Source organism: Oligoflexus sp. (assembly GCF_035712445.1).
Lineage (GTDB): Bacteria > Bdellovibrionota_B > Oligoflexia > Oligoflexales > Oligoflexaceae > Oligoflexus.
The window spans coordinates 51,534-68,202 of record NZ_DASTAT010000095.1; the positions used below are offsets into that span (position 1 = coordinate 51,534).

Below are 16,669 nucleotides of genomic sequence, written 5' to 3' on the forward strand. Positions count from 1 at the left end.
GGAGGTTTCATGCGCTTTATTTTCGGTATCGCCTGTCTGGTCCCCATGACTTTGGCAGCTCAGGTTCCTGTTTTGGATGCCACCACGGAAACCGCGCCCATTCCCGCCGGCTTTTCGGATAGCGATGATGCTGCGGTTTGGGCTCATCCGAGAGATCCGAAGAAAAGCATCATACTCGGGACCAGCAAGTACGACGAAGGAGGGCAGGGCGGTTTAGGTGTTTACGCGCTCGATGGCCAGGAATTGCAGTTTTTTTCCGGCAGTAAACTCAATAGCGTCGATATCCTGAACAACCTCGCTGTGGCCACGAATCGAAGCGACAACGCGCTTGACCTTTATCGCATTCAGGACGGCCGCGTGAGCTTTCTGAAGCGCGCGTACCTGCTGGATGCCCAGGGACAATCGTTTGAGCCCTACGGGCTTTGCCTCGCTCCAGGTGATGATGAGAGCGTTCGGATTTACCTGCCGACCAAGACCGGCGTTCTCTATGAATACTCCCTGAACAAAAAGAAAAAGCTCGCTCTGAAAAACACCTATGACCTCGCGGCCGTGGTGACGCCGGAGCAGGACGCCCGAATGCAAAGCGTGGTGACCAAGGAAACCATAGCCGAAGGGGAAGAGGAGGAACTGGAAGAGAACCTTGCGGAACGCTTTATTCTGGAAGGCTGCGTGCATGATCCTCGCAGCGGCATGCTGTATATCGGCATGGAAAACCTTGGCATCTGGCGTTTGAAGGCGAAGGCGCTTGAGCTTGTCATTCCGGTCCAAGGCTCCTGGACGGACCTGGACAGCTGGGCCAAACCGGGCGTACCGCGAGTTACCGATGATATTGAAGGCATGGATATCGTCTCGCATAAGGGGCGCAGCTACCTCCTCTTTTCGAGCCAGGGTCTTTCGGAATTCACTCTCTATGATCTGGATCGATTGAATTGGATGGGGAATTTCAAGATCCGTCTGAATGCGAAGGATCCTGTAAGTCTGACCGATGGACTTGCCATCCAGGGCGGAAATCTTGGCCCGCGCTATCCGAAGGGTGTTCTTGTGGTTCATGATGATGAAAACACGGATAAGGACGGCAACACCCAGCCCGCCAACTATAAGATCGTGTCTCTGAAAAAGCTTTGGGATATATTCGCTGGCGGCCCCGCCCATGACATGGGAAAATGAAAGGATTATTGCGAATCTGGAGTTAAGCTTGTGTCTGCCGAACATCCTGTGAAGGCCGCTGTGGTGTCCAGTACCCTTTATCCGATGAACATTCCCATCCATGTGCCCTTTACCATTTCCCGGGAAAGCCTGCCAACGGCAGAGATTATCCTGGTGGAAATTCATAGCGAACATGGACTGGTCGGCCTGGGGGAATGCGCGCCTTTCCCCTCGCTGACCGGCGATACGATGAAGTCCGCAGCGGAGGTCGCCCGTGGTCTTCTGGACGAAATTCATGGCTGCACCACGCAGAAAGGTTTTGAGCGCCTGCGTAAACTGAAAACGGAAGTGATCACGCAATCCATCACCGCCTATGTGGGTGTCGAGGGCGCGCTCTGGGATCTTCATGCGCGGGAGCTGGGTCGTCCTTTGACGCAGCTTTGGGGTGCGGGCCGGCAGACCCAACTTGAAACCGATATCACGCTGCCTATTATGGATCCGCATGCGGTCCAGGGTTTTTGGGACATTTATCAGTCCTATGGTTTTGGTTTGATCAAGATCAAAGTCTCGGGACATGTTCAGGATGATCTGGATATGATCCTGGAGCTGAAGCATGTGGCTCCTGCGGGCATGCGTTTCATCCTGGATGGCAATCAGGGTTTCACCGTCGCGAATGCGGAAGCCCTGGTGTCGCGACTGAAGGCGATCGACGTTCATCCGCTGTTTTTCGAACAGCCTTTGCCTGAAGATGATGTACCCGGTTTTGTGCGGCTGGCGCAGAAGCTGCCGATTCCCATCTGCGTGGATGAAACGGTGCGTTCGCATAAGGATCTGCAGAGGCTTTTGGAGCTGGGGCTGAAGCCCATCGTCAACATCAAGATCATGAAGTCAGGGATCGAAGACTCGCTTCGCATCATTGCTCTGGCACAGCGTGCGGGCTGCCCTTTGATGATAGGCGGCATGCTGGAAAGCGAGGTCGCGATGGGACTTTCGCTGCAGATCGCATGTGCGACGGAAGCTGTGACCTATGCGGATCTCGATACGCCTTTTTTCTTTAAAGAGCGGGTGTGTGAAGACAGTCCGTGGCACCCCTGCCGGGCCCAATTGCAGCTGCCGCCCGGAGTGGGTCATGGGCTGACGCGCAGGGTTTAGCGGGCCTTGTCGGAAAACCAGCTGGCCTTTAAGCAGATACGCGCGGCATCCGGCGGACTCTTGGGAAGCACACGGCCTTCGGGCTCCACGACGACTTCGATTTTTTCGCCTTCATCATCCATGGCGTTGAAGAGGGCCGGCGCTTCGCTTGAAAGTTCCGGCCAGTCATGAAAATCCCAGGCGTCCTGGGGCTGACGGAAGGAATATGACACGGCCCAGAGCGGGCCTTTTTCCATGGGACAATTCCAGCTCAGCTCATCCCTCTCCAGAAGAAACGCATCCCGCGGACAACTGGTTTGGAAGGACAGGATATTCATGTTACCAAAGGCTGGAATTTGCGGCAAAAGCAATGACGAGGACCTATCCTCGATATCATACTGAAGTTCAAGCCAGGCGCCCTCTTTCACATCGGATGCATCGAGTGTCACGAAACCATCGACCCAGTCCACACTGAGGCCTTCACCCTCGTTATCCTGAATCACGCGGGCTTGGAGGTGACGCGGGCGTTCTTTCACTCTCAGGGGATAACGCGTTTCCGGAATGTCCTGCCGTATCCAGCTGAGCGCAATCTCGCTGGAGCGATCTTTTTTCGGATTCCAGACCAGAGCATCATCGAAGACACTCCAGGTATCTCCGGCTCCGGTGACCTGAAGCGACGAGGCCTCACGAATGGAGCGGGGCAGGGGCAGGTGAAAGAGGGCCGCTGCCTTCTGAAGAGGCGGCGCTCGATGACCCGAGGGCAGGGCCACGGCATCGGCAAGCATGGAAGGTGACGTCGTGCATTGGGAGGCGCTGAGAGAGCCGTTCGAAGGTTCACTCTGAGGCACAAAGCTCAAGGCCACCTGCTCTTGAATATGAATCATTTTGATTTGAACGGTGATGTGCTTGCCGCTTTCGGTCTGCTCGACTTTTACGCGTGCTGAGGATAGCGCGCTGGATTCACGGCTTTTTTCCAGGTGAATGGAAAAAGGCCCTAAGGCACGCGCGGCGTCGGGAAATATCACAGGCAGTTGCGAGCGAGCGTCCTTGATGGGCGCACGGCAGGCGCTTGCCATGATGCACAGGATCAATAGGCCTCTATTTATATCAATTTGGAGCAAGGTGGTCCCCTGGAAAGTCTCTGATTCTTTCTCGGTTGAAATTCCGGGAAGGATTAAGCGCGGGTGACCGCAATGGGGGCCGTTTGATAAAAAAAGGGAGCGGCTTGCAGCCGGCCCCCTTGTCGTTCAAGGAATCGCAGTCATGTCTTAGAAGACCTGATTGAGATTGACGTAAAGCACGCGTCCATCCGGAGAATAAAGTTCCTTCACGCGGGTGTCATCACCGGCGCGTTCACTGTTATCCCGTGGGAAATCGGTGTCGAACACGTTCAAAGCACCGACCGCGATCGAACCATTCCAAGGATGGCTCCAGGCATACTGCACGTCGTAGGTTGTGAAGCTGCCGATATCAAGTTCAGGATCCAGAGCCGATGTCTGCTTCGCAATGATGTTATTGCGGAGCAGGAAGCTTTGGTTGCCCACGGCCACGTTTCCGGTATTCACCATACGCCAGGCGGGTTTGCCGCGTTCACCCAGGACGTCTTCCTGAGGCTGACCAGGGAAGGGAACGACGCGCGAATAGAACTTCCGCGAGTATTCCGAACCGATCGAAGCGCGGGTGGCGCCCGCACGGAAGCGATATTCCGCGCTGGTATCCACGCCTGTGTTTTCCGATTCGCCGAGGTTCATGGTCGGGATCACAAGGCGCTCCAGGCGGCCATCGGGCGTGTTGCCGGCGCGGATGACCTGAACGCCATCATAGGTGCGGCCGGTGGCGATCGAATCCACCACTCTCTGGGCGTCCATATCCTGAACGATGTCATTGATCTTGATGTACCAGAAATCAGCGCCGACCGAGAAGCCTTCGAAAGGATCGGCCACGACACCGAAGCTGTAGGACAGGGAAGTTTCTTCCTGTAGATCCTTGTTACCTGCCGTTTCAATCTCGACTTCCGTCGTGGTCGGAATATCGGCCTGACCCGCGTAAAGGATGGTATCTTTCAGGTTATCAAGGCCAACCGACTTGCCCTTATAGATCTGGCGCAGAGTAGGGGCTTTGAAGCCTGTGGCCGCGCTACCGCGGAAGAGGACGCGATCCACGGGACGGTATTTGAAACCGAACTTGGGATTGGTCGTTCCCCCGAAGTCGCTGTACTGGTCATGGCGCACAGCGGCCTGCAGTTCCAGTTCCTTCACAACCGGCAGACTCAATTCCGCATAGACAGCATTCACCTGGCGATCGCCCTGATCACCTTGATCGTTCACAACGCCGAAGACGTTATTGTTTTCCGATTGGGAATCAATGGTTTTTTTGTAATCCTGCTCGATGCGGTTGACGCCGACAGCCAAGGCCGCTGTGCCTCCGGGCATATCGAAGAGTTCGCCCGAGGTGTTCAGGTCATAGGTGATCATCTGGGTTTCCGTGATCACGAAAGGCTGATAACTCGCACGATTTACGACGTTCGCAAGGCTGGGATCAGCAAGGTTGGTTTCGAAGGGATTGAATTCACCCGTCGCAACCGCATTCACCAGCTCGCTCTTCAGCATGAAGCCGGTGGGGTTCACCTGATCCTTCTTGCCTTCCGAACGACCGGCAACCGCTTGCCATTCCCAGCTTCCGCCGAGTTCGCCACGGATACCGACGTTGCCGCCGATGACGGTGTTTTCCTCTTCGAAGCGGCGCAGGCCCCAGGGCACACCGCGATAATACACATCGACGTCGCCTTCCACTGTCGTCAGACCCAGCTGATTGAGTTTCAGCTCATTGACCCGCGAGGCGGCGATCGCCTGGGGAATGGTGAACTCACCGGCGTTCGGAGCCTGGTTCCAGGAGTTGGTGTTGCGGTTGGCGCGAAGGCTTGTGAAAAGACTCACGCTATCGTTGATGCGGTATTCAAAGTTATTCAGGATGCTGATCTGCGTGAATTCCGACGAGAAGGCACTGGTCTGGCCATAGTTATAGGCGCACAGCGTCCGACCTTCTTCCGTGAGTTTATCCGGGTTATCCGCGCAGTTGGGATGCGCTTGCAGCGGCAGGCCTTTGGTCTGAAGGTTCGCTGGGAAGGCATAGATGCTCAGGCCTTTTTCCGTCCACTCGCGATCGCGGTAGAACGTGGGCTCGGTGTGCTGGTATCCAAGGACCGTAAGGTTACGGAAGTTATCCTTGGTCACGCCGCTCATATAGGAAAACTGCGTGCCGACGCCGCCATCACCTGCGGAAGGCTTGCTGCCGCGAGCGAACACTGCGCTGCCTTCGAAATCCTTTTTGGTGATGATGTTGATCACACCGCCGGTCGCATCCGAACCGTAAATCGCGGATGCTGAATCTTTGAGCACTTCGATACGCTCGACCGCAGCCATGGGAATGACGGAAAGGTCGACGACGCCTTCCCCGCCTTCGTCCGGCAGACGACGGCCATCGAGGAGGACGAGGGTGTTTTCAGGACCAAGACCGCGCAGGTTCACGTTCATCACGGTGCCGCGCTTATCTTCAACGGAGTAGGAACTGTAGGAGCCGTCAATCGATACGGACAGGTTCTGCATCAGTTCGGATACAGAAGAGACGCCGGACTTCTGAATCGCCTCGCTATCGATTTGTATGACGGACGAAACGCCTTCCACATCGGTGCGCTTGATGCGGGAGCCGGTAACCTGGATACGTTCGGACTTTTTCTCGGCCTTTTTCTCGACAGCCGTGGAATCCGCCTCTTTCGTGACTGGCTCGACGCCTTGGGCGTGCGCAGTCGACATGAGCAAGGTTCCCGTAGCCAGTCCGCCTGAGACAGCGAATGCCAAGCGATGAGACCGCAACAAACGTCTACTCACCTTAGACTCCTCATAAGATTGGTGCAAATTTGAAAAGTGGTTTGTTTATAAAGCAAAGATTCGCGGAAAGTCAATTGAGACAGGATATTTGGGTCCTGCTTCGGGCAGGGTATGCATTGAGAAAAAATAAAGCCGCTCGATGCAGGATCGAGCGGCGTTTCGTTTCAGAGAGAAGGCATGGGTAAAATTCAGGCGGCGACGTCTTTCGCTTCCGATGCGATGGTCTTGGCTTTGACATGCGCGGGCGGCTTGCGCAGATCCCAGACCAAACCCAGCCACGATCCAAGTTTCAGCACATAGTACGACAGGTCGATTTCCCACCAGAACCAGCCCTGGTTAGCCGTCGACTGGTAGTAGTGATGATTGTTATGCCAGCCTTCACCACAGGTCACCAAAGCGAGCAGGAAGCTGTTCCGGCTGCCGTCGCCCGAGCGATAGCGCACGCGTCCGAACATGTGAGTCAGCGAGTTGATCACAAAGGTGCCATGGAAAAGGAGCATCGTCGAAAAGAAGAAGCCCCAGAAGAGACCTGACCACCCGAAGACCAGCCACATGGCAACGGCGTAAATCGTCGGAGGAACAAGGTGGAACTTATTCAGCCAAACCAGTTCAGGATACTTGGCGAAGTCCTGGATCCATTTCCAGTGCGTGGGAACCGAGCTCGGGCTCATGATCCAACCCACCTGCGCCCACCAGAAGCCATGCTGCTCGGGGGAGTGCAGATCCTTGTCCGTATCCGAATACTTGTGATGGTGACGGTGATTCGCCGCCCACCACAGAGCGCCCTTCTGGGCCGAAGTCTGGGCCATGAAAGCAATGAAGAATTGCATCAGGCGCGAGGTTTTATAGGTCCTGTGTGAAAAATACCGGTGATAACCGGCTGTGACTGCGACCATGCGGATGTAATAGGAAATAAAGACAAGCCAAAATGCTTTGGCATCAAATTCCCAGAAAAATGCGCACAATGCAGCGACGTGCATGACGATAAAGGGTATGGAGCCAACCCAATCAATCTGCTTGGTGTTGGTCTTTGCCTGCCCCAATTGTTGTGCGGCGACTTGCATAGGATCTCCTTCCAGCACTCAATCTTCTTCTACTCTTCGGCTAGTATAGGTCAGGACATCAGTGTTTCCCACGGGTTGCACGCAGGTTTTACCATTGTTTTACAAGTTTCGCCCCAGCGGCAGCCAAAGCCCGTCATGGCCTGGCGGATCCTTTGACAAAATTCGTGCGGGCATTCTTCGTCGAGGGATCCTGGTCAAAGTCAGGATCCTAAATGGTTTCAAGGTTTCGCGCCTTGAATATGCCTCTTTTTTCTCGGTAACATGCAAAAAATAATCGCAAATTCCTTGCATCGTGCCATTTCGTGCCTTAGAATTTTTAAAAATAAAAAGACTCGCAAAACTGAGGGGCTTTCGCTGCCGATTCCGCGATCGTCCAACGTACAGGCCGTTGTCATTTGCCGACTAGCGTCCGGTTTTTACCGTTTATCCCTTATGGAGGTGTTTTATGAAACGGTATCTCGTGATGGTGGGTTTGAGCTGGCTTCTCAGCTCAGCCGCAGCTGCTGACCCGAAGGAAGATTTCGTGAAGGCGGTGGTCGATCAATGCAAGCTTCCCAAGGAAAAGGCTGAAGCTCTGGCCACCCCTGGCCGGACCGGAACGATCGTGCAGTTTACCCTGTGCGTGAGCTCCACGGTCGACGTCGGCGAAGGTTGCAAGGTGACCTGCAAAAAGCAGGGCAGTAACATCGGTGGTTAATTCCAGAAGGGAAATGTCCATGAAAAATATTTTGCCCCTGATCCTTTTGAGCGCCGCAGGGAATGTGGCTTTGGCAGCGGACGATGATTTGGCGAAGCGGGTGGATGCGTTGGAAATGGCGGGTTATTCCAGCACTCTGAAATGGAGTGGTTTCATGGAAAACCGTTACGACCAATATACCCGGAAGGAGTCTGGCCAGAAAGATGTCAGACTCAATATCAGCAGCAATCTCGTGGGTATTGATTTCAGCTCTTCGCCCCTTCCGAACGTCACGATCTTTGGTCGTCTCACCTATTCCAACGTTTATAACAACCAGGGCGGGACCACCGTTTCCAACTCGGAAGGTCGCCGTTATAATTCAACCCTGGCCTCATTTGAACGTCTTTTCCTCAATTATAAAGTCATTGAGGGACTGACGCTTTCCGCGGGACGCCTCCCCACGCTGGACGGACCTCCTTCGCATATTTACGATGGTTTGCCACGGCAGGGATCTTATCCTCGCCAGGTTTATTCCACACCGCTGGATGGTTATGCGGCGACTTATTCCTACGCTTTTTCACAGACGCAAAGCCTCTCGGCGCGATTGGTTTACACACCGCTTTCGCAGATCGATATCGCCAATAATGCGTCTGGTGAGAAAACTTATAACAAAAACGACGTTCCCGGTTCAACCGCCCTTCAGAACAGTCAGGTTCCGCTGTCATCGTGGATGCTTGACTACAACCTGACTGGCAGCGCGATCGCACGCGACATCACAGCCATCTACCAGGGTTTTCAATTCAAGGACTACAAGGCTTCCGAGACTTGGAAATTCGATTACCGCGTCGACGCCATCTATCTTGAAGTCCAGGACATCGCCTCGATTGGCTTGACTGCTTATGCGTCGCACATCCAAACGAAGTTCGTCAACGAAGGAGGTCTTAATATACCGATCCCCGGCAACCCTGTTATCGGTGGAGTCGGCAAAGCCGGGGAGCTTGATGCCACTGTAAAAGGCAAGGCCACCATTATGGGAGTTCATTATCAACTCCCTGTTGAGGCTCTCAAGAATCCAGCCCTTGGTTACGAGACTCACAGCGCGGATAAGAATTCGATCCTCTTCGATTTTGCTGCGCGTGATCCTATGGCTTTCTATACCCAGCGTGGCAAGGGCAGCCATGTCTATTACAGCCAGCCTTTGAATCAAGCCATGAAGCTGCGCATTGGTCTCATGCAGACCAAACCAGAGTATAGCCGCGGCTATCCCGTGGTTATCAATCCTGCGACGAACACCTTCCAGTTTGAGCCCACCAAAGTGGATTTCAAAGAAACGAGCGTTTATGCGAGTTTGAGAACGGATTTCTAATTCGCGTATCGGGGAGAGGGCCACCTCTCCCTTTTTTAGGCCGTTTTATTCCGAACGTCAGCCCCATCAGGCTTAAGGAAATACATCCTAAGCGAAAGCTCCCCCTTCACCACGATGTCCCCACGCGCCTCGCAATCCAAATGCTTTTTCACGACATCGTAAACCGCCTGCGAAATATTGATGCGCCCGGGCTCCGAAGCCTTTTCAAAGCGGCTGGCCACGTTCACGGTATCACCCCAGATATCATAGGCGAAACGCTTTTCCCCCACGACACCGGCGGTCACGGGCCCACGATGGATTCCGATCCTGACTTCCAGGTTTTCCCCGAACCAGCCTTCCAGTTGGGAGATGGATTGCATGACGTCCAGCGCCGCCAGGCAGCAGTTCAGGGTATGCGGCATGGTTTTGTCGGATAGCCCACCGGCGCAGAAATATGCGTCGCCAATGGTTTTCAGGCGCTCAATTCCATACTGGTCCATGATGCGGTCGATCATGGTGAAGTATTCGTTCAGCGCCTTCACCAGCTCCTGGGCGTGCACGCGCTCGGACATCCGAGTGAAACCCACGATGTCGATGAACATCACGGTCACATCCGGCAGATCATGCGGCGCCACATGCCCCGTTGCATAGAGTTCCTGGACGATGGCCTGCGGCAGGATATTGCTCAGGAGCTGCTCCCTTTCGGCTTTCGCGGCATGGAGTTTTTTCAGAAAGATTTCCCGCTCCATGTGGTGGACATAATCAGCCCGATTGAAGCGCTCGATCAGATAGTTCGCCACTAAAGCCAGGACCAGAGCGGAAAGCAGAAAAAAATTCTCCTGAAACGCCACGGGGAAATCAACGTCGGTCCAGAAGAGGCGCACGGCTTCATAGGTGACCACGATCACCGCCCCTACGCGCAGCGAAATCTGCAGACGAAGACCCGAGAAAAGATGGTTATAGAGCAGCATCAATCCCGTTGCGAAGACAAAGTAGCCAGGCGGCATAGGGTTTGCAACTGCCATCCCACAGTGGGCCAGAGAGCCTGCGAGCAGCGGCAAGGAGATGAAAAGTTCGAACTTGCGGCGATAGATCGGTTTGAATGACGAGTAGAAAGTGAAAAAAAGGATCAATGGCATCACGATAAGGCGCAGAACGGCTTGCAGAGGAAGGTTAGGCAATCCCAGCGCATAATCCAAGGCGAAGAACGACGAATACATGAGCAAGGCCATGGATAATGCAATCCGATTGAGAAGCAGACCTTTTGCTACATAATGGCGCTTGAACCCTCGTTCATACGCAGGGTCCGCAAAACGTAGGTCCCATCGAACCCTGTATTCATTTTTGAGGTTATCACCCATCATCGGTCAAAAAGCCCTTTACTCTGTCACAGTTATCGGTCATTTTTTCATTAACAAAAATGACGGGATTGGGAGAGTTGGCCGAGGACTGAACAAGGTAAAGAAATTCGCGACTTGCGAGCACTTTGTCCGTCCGAAAACGGATGCCCTTGACAAGATGAAGGTGGGAACTTCTATAAATTCATAAGAGACCTTACAGGTTTACACTAGGCAGAGACTTACGGAGATTCGGACCATGCCATTGAAACAGCCTATGCAGATCATCTTTGTGTCCGATCACGGGACCCAGCCCGAGGCACTGGAGCACCTGATCCAGAACCAGGGGCAGGTGAGCTGGAGCGTCGTCACAACTTTGGAAGCCAGTATACAGGAGCTTCAGCAGAGAGAGGTCGATGCTGTGGTCTGCGCAAGGCCAGGGGTGGCTCTCGCTATTTTGAAAGAATCAGGGCGTAAGCTCCCTGTCATGGTGCTCCATGGTGACACTGAAGTGGATGCCATCCTCCTCGATAACTTTCTGGCGAATCTGCCCCCGCGCTGGGATCCCGACTTTCCTCACGCGGCTGTATTAGCAGCCTTTGAAGAGAATACCTCCGATGGTCTTTTCCTTGTGAATCGCGAGGGAAGCATCACGTACGCGAACCGCTCCGCAGAAAGACTCAGCGGGATCAGGAAAGCCGAACTGGAACATAGTCCCATCAAATCGCTGTGGGCCCCATCCGTCGCCGAAGCTCTGAGTCAGACCCTGGCCAAGGTTTTTGAAAAAGGCCATTCCATTCATAACGTGGAAGGTTTCATCCGGCATCACAAAGGCCGGAATATTCCCGTGCTCCTGAGCGCCTCGGCCGTTCAGGATGATGAGCGGATCAGCGGCGTGGTCGTGACCTTGAAAAATAACAGCGAGCTGCGTCGCGCGTCAGCTGACATCACCCTTCTGCATAAGCAGATGGATGTTGAACGCTCGCATTTTGAAACCATCATGCAGCAGTTCCCCGCCGGCATCGTCATTGCGGAAGCCCCGAGCGGTCGCATCGTCTTTTTTAATGACCAGGCGCAGGCTCTGCTCGGCAGCGATGCGGTCGCAGCCAGCTGCATCGAAGATTACGGCCAGATTCAGGCCTTCACCCCGGATGGAAAAGTCGTCCAGGCTGATGATTGGCCTTTGAGCCACGCCTTGAAATCGGGAGTTTCCGTTCCCGGCGGCGTCATTCGCATGTTTCAGAGCGAAACGAATTCGGATCGCTTTCTTTCGTTGAACGCTGCGCCTATTCTCAATTCGGATGGTGAGGTGACTTCGGCTGTGATGGCAATCTTTGATATAACCGCCGAGCGCGAGGCCCAGCAGAGCATCGTTCAAGCGAAAGAAGAAGCCGAACGGGCCAATCAGGCAAAAACGGCTTTTTTAGCCAATATCTCCCACGAAATCCGCACGCCTTTGGGAGCGGTCATCGGCTTCACCAGTCTTATGCGAAGCGGCGATATCCCCCCCGAGGAGCGGGACGAAACCCTGGCCATTATCGAACGCAATGGCCAGGACCTTCTGCGGCTGATCGATGAAATCCTGGATCTGTCCAAAGTGGAAGCCCAGCGAATAGACGTGAAGAAAGTGGAATGCTCGATTTCCGCCATCATTCGCGATGTCATGAATTTACTCGGGTATCGTGCCCGCGAGAAAGGCCTGAATATCGAAGTCACGACCGACCGTGAATCGCCGGACATTATAACGACGGATCCTGCCCGACTGAAGCAGATCCTTGTGAATATCGTCGGCAACGCGGTGAAGTTCACGGAGAAAGGCCGCATTCAGATCGAGATCGTCGCCGCGGGTCCCATCACTCCGTCGTCCGCTCCGCTGCTTTTCCGGGTCAAGGATTCCGGTATTGGCATTGACTCCGATCATATCGGCCAGCTGTTTCAGCCTTTTTCCCAGATCGACTGTACCAATACGAGACGCTTTGGAGGCACGGGGCTTGGACTCCTGCTTTCCCGTAAATTGGCAAGGCTCCTGGGCGGTGATGTGATTCTTGAGCAATCGGCTCCGGGCGTGGGCAGCACCTTCGTCGTGACCATTGATGGAGCGCCTGCCCGGAAACGCATCCAGGCCCAGGACCGGGAAGTCACCGCGGCTTATCCTGCGGCGGGAAAGGCGATCTTTGCGCGGACGCAGTTGGAATCCATTTCCATTCTTGCCGCCGATGACTCCATGGATAATCAGCTCCTCTTGAAAAGTTTTCTGACCCGTTACGGCGCCAAAGTTGACTTCGCTTCCAATGGTTTCGAAGCGGTGGAAAAGGCCGCGGCCAATCCTTACGATATAGTCCTGATGGATCTACAGATGCCGGTATGCGACGGCTATAGCGCGACGCGACGTCTCCGCAGCATGGGCTTTGACAAGCCAATCCTGGCGCTTTCCGCTCACGCGCGGAATGAAGAACAGGAAAAAAGTTTTCTGGCAGGTTGCAATGATCACATCACCAAGCCTATAAACATAAAAAGTTTGCTGGCGAGCATTGTTCGTCATACAGGGCTGGAGACGGAAAGCCAGTCGGGATCAGACGGAGGGAGCGGTGCCTGGGAAAAGTAGCTCATATCAAAGTGAAGTGGAGAATATTAAGAAAGCAGAACGACGTTTGGCCTCGGGAGTACCGCGGCTCGATTATATCCTCAAAGGTGGATTCCTTAAGGGTTCCATCTATTCGGTGATCGGGCCTCCTGGATCCGGCAAAACTGTTTACGCGAATCAGCTCTGCTTCAATCACGCTTCAGGCCGTGGTCGCTCGGTCTATATCTCCATCCTGGTCGAGTCGATTACCAAAATGCTCGGGCACATCGAGGATTTCACGTTTTTCCGGCCTGAGCTGGTGAATTCGCAGATCTTTTACTTCAGCGGCTACGGGATACTCAAATCCGATGGTTTTCGCGGTCTTTTGACCATGATCCGCAATGCTGTGAAGGAACACCAGGCTGATCTCTTGATCCTGGATGGCCTGGAATCCGGCATTTCAGATCGTAATGGAATGCTGGAGTTCAAGGAATTCATCCATGAACTGCAGGGGGTCACCGCGCTTTTGAACTGCACCACCTTTCTTCTATCCCCCGCGAACCACGACAGGACCATGCCCCAGAACAATCTGGTGGATGGCATCATGGAATTCACGCGCGACCTTCTGGGTCCGCGGTCCGTTCATGAGGTCGCCATTCACAAATTCCGCGGCTCTGATTTTTTGCAGGGCAAGCATGAAGTCGAAATCACCGACGACGGGGTCCAGATCCATCCACGGACTGAAGTGCAGTTCGCCGATCCTCCCGAGAATGCGACCGAGGAACGGATTCGCATGGGTTTTGGTATCACGTCGTTCGATCAGATGCTGACGGGCGGACTTTTGTCGGGCACCTGCACCGTGCTGCTGGGGGCACCCGGTACGGGCAAGACCATACTAGGACTGCATTTCCTGGTGGAAGGCGCGAAGCAGGGCCAGTCAGGGATTTACTTCGGCTTCTATGAACCACCGCCACGGCTCATTGAAAAAGCCGAGCGGCTCGGCCTTGGATTGAAAAAATGGGTGGATGAAGGTTTGATCCAACTGATCTGGCAGCCGCCTTTGGAGCATTACCTGGATTCTTTAGCTGAACAGCTTTTGGAAAAACTGCGTACGGAAACGCAGAACGTATCCCGCCGTCGACTCTTCATCGACGGCGTCGAAGGCTTCCGCAATGCCAACGTCTATCCCGACCGAGCCTCGCGCTTCATGTCGGCCTTTACCAACCAGCTGCGCATGCTGGATGTGACGAGCCTGATCACGGAAGAGCTGCCGCTTTTTAAACCGGAACTTGATATGCCTAATCCGGAGCTGGCCAATGTCGTGGAAGGCGTCGTCCTTCTGCGTTATGTGGAACTTCAGTCCCAAATTCGGCGTCTTCTATCCATCATGAAAATGCGTGAGAGCGAATACGACACGGGCATCCGGGAATTCAAGATCACCGGCCTTGGAGTCGAAGTTACAGATTCCTTTACCGCAGAGGCCGTGCTGACTGGTCAGGGACGGTTGATTGGCCCTCCATCGCAGGCAAAGCCCGCGACGAAGAAGAAGGCGAAGACGAAGAAAAAATCGGCTGGCAAGAGCCGCAAGGGAGGTCGGCGATGACCTCTATAATGGTCGTGGATGATGAATATGACATTGCCCAAGCGATCAGGGGCATACTGGAGGATGAAGGTTTCGAGGTCGAGGTTTGCGCCAACGGGCGTCATGCTCTGCAGTGCATTAAGGAAAAAGACAAAAGCTTCCAGCTGGTCCTGATCGATGTCATGATGCCCTTCATGAGTGGTCTTGATCTTCTGAAGCAGCTGCGCAATGATCGGCGTTTCGCCAAAGTTCCTGTCGTTCTGATGAACAACACCGAACTGAAGGTGAATCAGGACGAACATCAATGGGACGGCTTTCTTCGTAAACCCTTTGACTGCAACAGTCTGATCAAGACGGTGAGCCAGTTTACGGAAGAGAGGTAAAAGGGTGGCGCAAGGACGCAAGGATCGGTCCCCCGAGCAATGGAGCTCGCGGATCGGAGTTGTTTTAGCAGTGGCAGGCTCCGCCGTCGGGCTCGGAAATTTTTTAAGGTTTCCGGGTCAGGCCGCTCAGAATGGTGGCGGGGCATTCATGATCCCCTATTTCATATCCATCCTTCTGCTGGGCATCCCGCTCTGCTGGGCGGAATGGACGATGGGCCGCTACGGGGGATCCAAGGGCTTTAATTCCGCTCCGGGAATATTCCGGGTTATTTGGAAGAATTCGTTGGCCCCCTATGCCGGTGCGCTGGGCGTCATGATACCTCTTGTCATCTATATGTATTACGTGGTGATCGAGGCCTGGTGTCTGGGCTATGCCTACAACTATCTCTCGGGAGCCCTGATGATGGGTGCCAACCCCGAGGCCTACAGCAATTTTTTCAATCAGTTCGTAGGCGTGGAAAGCAATGGTTTCCTTTATGCCGGTGGGCACAGCCAGATCCTTGGGTTTATCGTTTTCACCTTCGTTCTCAACTTCGTTCTCGTATACCGCGGTGTGAGCAAGGGCATTGAAACATTCTGCAAGATTGCCATTCCCGTGATGGCTGTCGCGGCCATTTGCGTTTTGATCCGGGTCCTGACACTGGGGACACCGGATCCCGGTCGACCGGAACAGTCTGTGCTGGGGGGCCTGGGTTTCATGTGGAACCCCAACTTCGAGACGCTCAAGGATCCCAAGACCTGGCTGGCGGCCGCGGGACAGGTGTTTTTCACGCTTTCTGTGGGATTCGGGGTTATTCTGAATTACGCGAGTTATCTGAAGCAGAACGATGATGTGGCCTTGAGCGGCCTTACGGCCAGCAGCATGAATGAATTTTTTGAAGTCTGCCTGGGCGGTTTGATCACCCTTCCTGCAGCTTTCATCTTTCTCGGCGTCGCCGCGGGCGGCTTTGGGACGTTCTCGCTCGGCTTCAATGCGCTGCCGAATGTCTTTGCCCTGATGCCGGGCGGCCAGTTCTTTGGATTCCTTTGGTTCTTCATGCTTTTTCTGGCTGCCGTCACCAGCAGCCTTTCCATGCTGCAGCCTGTGATTGCTTTTTTGGAAGAGGGTTTCGGACTCAAGCGTCACGCCTCCGTTGCGATACTCGGTCTGATCACGGCCATCGGCTGCGGTTTTGTGGTGTTTTTTTCGGAAGGCCTTGTGGCTTTGGATATGTTTGATTTCTGGGTGGGTACGCTGCTCATCTTCGTCTTGGGGATGGTGCAGGTCTTTGTCTATGGCTGGGTTTTCGGAATCGAAAAGGGCGATGCTGAACTGCACAAAGGCTCGCATATTCGTGTCCCGCGGCTGATCCAGTATATCCTGAAGTATGTGTCGCCTGTTTTCCTTGGCGTTATCTTCCTTGCCTTTTGCTATAACAACGTTCCGGGTTATATCGAAACCATTTCCCGGAACCCCGTGGCCCTATTGTCCGTGCTTTTTATCGGGCTGATTCTGGTCTTCGTTTGTCTTCTGGCTCATATAGCGAGCCGCCGCTGGAAGCAGGAAGGACGTTGA

12 protein-coding genes are annotated in these 16,669 nt (G+C 54.1%); 8 read left to right on the forward strand and 4 right to left on the reverse strand.

What is annotated here, in order from left to right:
• Nucleotides 1-9: 9 nt before the first annotated feature.
• Together VFO10_RS20670 and VFO10_RS20675 are read left to right on the forward strand one after the other, a co-directional pair.
• The gene (locus VFO10_RS20670; RefSeq protein WP_325143754.1) at nt 10-1,167 is read left to right on the forward strand and encodes a phytase; all 1,158 of its coding nucleotides are present in this window, start codon (nt 10-12) and stop codon (nt 1,165-1,167) included.
• Nucleotides 1,168-1,197: 30 nt separating this feature from the next.
• A complete protein-coding gene (locus VFO10_RS20675) occupies nt 1,198-2,298 on the forward strand; it encodes a dipeptide epimerase (RefSeq protein ID WP_325143756.1) in 1,101 nt (366 codons plus the stop codon).
• Here VFO10_RS20675 and VFO10_RS20680 read toward each other — a convergent pair.
• The 3 genes from VFO10_RS20680 to VFO10_RS20690 form a co-directional block, all read right to left on the reverse strand.
• Nucleotides 2,295-3,353, reverse strand: coding sequence for a hypothetical protein (locus VFO10_RS20680; protein WP_325143758.1), 1,059 nt, complete (start codon nt 3,351-3,353; stop codon nt 2,295-2,297). The genes VFO10_RS20675 and VFO10_RS20680 overlap by 4 nt on opposite strands.
• Before the next feature lie 192 nt (nt 3,354-3,545).
• Entirely contained in the window at nt 3,546-6,089 is a 2,544-nt protein-coding gene (locus VFO10_RS20685; protein ID WP_325143760.1) for a TonB-dependent receptor plug domain-containing protein, read from the reverse strand.
• A 263-nt stretch (nt 6,090-6,352) separates the two neighbouring features.
• Nucleotides 6,353-7,228, reverse strand: coding sequence for an acyl-CoA desaturase (locus VFO10_RS20690; protein WP_325143762.1), 876 nt, complete (start codon nt 7,226-7,228; stop codon nt 6,353-6,355).
• Nucleotides 7,229-7,673: 445 nt separating this feature from the next.
• Between VFO10_RS20690 and VFO10_RS20695 the strand changes: the two genes are divergently transcribed.
• Together VFO10_RS20695 and VFO10_RS20700 are read left to right on the forward strand one after the other, a co-directional pair.
• The gene (locus tag VFO10_RS20695; RefSeq protein WP_325143764.1) at nt 7,674-7,925 is read left to right on the forward strand and encodes a hypothetical protein; all 252 of its coding nucleotides are present in this window, start codon (nt 7,674-7,676) and stop codon (nt 7,923-7,925) included.
• A 19-nt stretch (nt 7,926-7,944) separates the two neighbouring features.
• Complete coding sequence (locus VFO10_RS20700) at nt 7,945-9,270, forward strand: DUF3373 family protein (RefSeq protein ID WP_325143766.1); 1,326 nt, start codon at nt 7,945-7,947, stop codon at nt 9,268-9,270.
• A 35-nt stretch (nt 9,271-9,305) separates the two neighbouring features.
• Here VFO10_RS20700 and VFO10_RS20705 read toward each other — a convergent pair whose 3' ends face one another.
• A complete protein-coding gene (locus tag VFO10_RS20705; RefSeq protein ID WP_325143768.1) occupies nt 9,306-10,481 on the reverse strand; it encodes an adenylate/guanylate cyclase domain-containing protein in 1,176 nt (391 codons plus the stop codon).
• 364 nt (nt 10,482-10,845) lie between these two features.
• Here VFO10_RS20705 and VFO10_RS20710 point away from each other — a divergent pair, with 364 nt between their 5' ends.
• The 4 genes from VFO10_RS20710 to VFO10_RS20725 are packed head-to-tail and all read left to right on the forward strand — an operon-like array spanning nt 10,846 to nt 16,669.
• Nucleotides 10,846-13,191, forward strand: a complete 2,346-nt coding sequence (locus VFO10_RS20710) for a response regulator (RefSeq protein ID WP_325143769.1) — start codon at nt 10,846-10,848, stop codon at nt 13,189-13,191.
• Nucleotides 13,175-14,752, forward strand: coding sequence for an ATPase domain-containing protein (locus VFO10_RS20715; RefSeq protein WP_325143771.1), 1,578 nt, complete (start codon nt 13,175-13,177; stop codon nt 14,750-14,752). Before VFO10_RS20710 ends, VFO10_RS20715 begins: the two co-directional genes overlap by 17 nt.
• Nucleotides 14,749-15,114, forward strand: a complete 366-nt coding sequence (locus tag VFO10_RS20720) for a response regulator (RefSeq protein WP_325143773.1) — start codon at nt 14,749-14,751, stop codon at nt 15,112-15,114. Before VFO10_RS20715 ends, VFO10_RS20720 begins: the two co-directional genes overlap by 4 nt.
• 4 nt (nt 15,115-15,118) lie before the next feature.
• The gene (locus VFO10_RS20725) at nt 15,119-16,669 is read left to right on the forward strand and encodes a sodium-dependent transporter (RefSeq protein WP_325143775.1); all 1,551 of its coding nucleotides are present in this window, start codon (nt 15,119-15,121) and stop codon (nt 16,667-16,669) included.